The sequence below is a fragment of the Mesorhizobium sp. M0478 genome, from assembly GCF_040321305.1.
Lineage (GTDB): Bacteria > Pseudomonadota > Alphaproteobacteria > Rhizobiales > Rhizobiaceae > Mesorhizobium.
Window position 1 is genome coordinate 1 of the sequence record NZ_JAMYRH010000042.1, and the last position, 1,293, is coordinate 1,293.

General features: G+C 58.2%; 1 protein-coding gene. It reads left to right on the forward strand.

The features are described from left to right. Positions 1 to 77 precede the first annotated feature (77 nt). A complete protein-coding gene (locus NKI64_RS32095; RefSeq protein WP_502901417.1) occupies positions 78 to 1,265 on the forward strand; it encodes a helix-turn-helix domain-containing protein in 1,188 nt (395 codons plus the stop codon). Positions 1,266 to 1,293: the final 28 nt, after the last annotated feature.

Sequence of the window (1,293 nt, forward strand, 5' to 3'; positions counted from 1 at the left end):
TGCCCTTCCCGAGAGATGGGTGACAGTTCATTCCGGAGACATGGGTTACACTTTCGGCCCTTTGCAAGGAGAGCAAGGTGCCTTGGAAGGAGTGTAACGTCATGGAAGAGCGGCTGAAGTTCATTGCCCGGCTGCTGGACGGCGAGAAGATGGCGGTGCTTTGCCGTGAGTTCGATATCTCGCGCAAGACCGGCTACAAGATCCTCACACGCTACAATGACAGTGGCCTTGAGGGGCTGACGGATCGATCACGCCGACCCTACCGCCACGCCAATCAGCTTCCGTTTCAAATCGAGAAGCTGATTGTGCGCCTCAAGCAAGACAAGCCGACCTGGGGTGCGCCAAAGATACGCGAACGGTTGGCCCGGCTGTATCCTGACGTTCACCGGCCTGCGATCTCGACGGTGCATGCGGTTCTCGACCGCCATGGCCTGGTCGAGCGCCGCAAGCGAAGGCGCAACAGGGCGATGGGAACACTACTTTCAAACGGCTATCGGCCCAACGATCTGTGGTGTGCCGACTACAAAGGCGAGTTCATGCTCGCCGATCGGCGCTATTGCTATCCGCTGACGATCACCGACTTCGCCAGCCGCTATCTCATCGCCTGCGAGGCGTTGTCGACTACCAAGGAAGCCTATGCCTTCACGGTGTTCGAGAGCGTTTTCAAAGAGTTCGGCCTGCCCAGCGCCATCAGGACCGACAACGGCGTTCCCTTTGCCAGCCCAAACGCGCTGTTCAATCTCAGCAAACTGTCGGTCTGGTGGCTGCGCCTGGGCATCGACATCGAGCGCATCCAGCCGGGCTGTCCGCAGCAGAACGGGCGCCATGAGCGCATGCACCTGACTCTCAAGAAGGAAACCACCAAACCGGCTGGCGCCAATTTCCTGCAGCAGCAGGCCAGGTTCGATGACTTCATCAATGAGTTCAACTCAGAACGCCCACATCAGGCGCTCGACATGGCCTGTCCAGCCGAGCGCTACACGCCGTCACCGCGCATCTATGCCGGCCTGCCGGATCTCGATTATCCGTTTCACGACAAGGCCGTCACCGTCACCACCTGCGGCCGCATCTGCTACAATCGCAAGAAGATCAACCTCAGCCTCGTCTTTGCCGGCCAGACCGTCGGCATCAAACAGGTCGAGGACCATATCTGGCTGGCTTCCTTCATGGATTATGATTTGGGCTACTTCGATGATGAGACATGCAGGCTCGAACCACTCCAAAACCCCTTCGGGCCAAAAGTGTTACCCATGTCTCCGATATAAACCGTAACCTATGTGTCCGGAATGGACC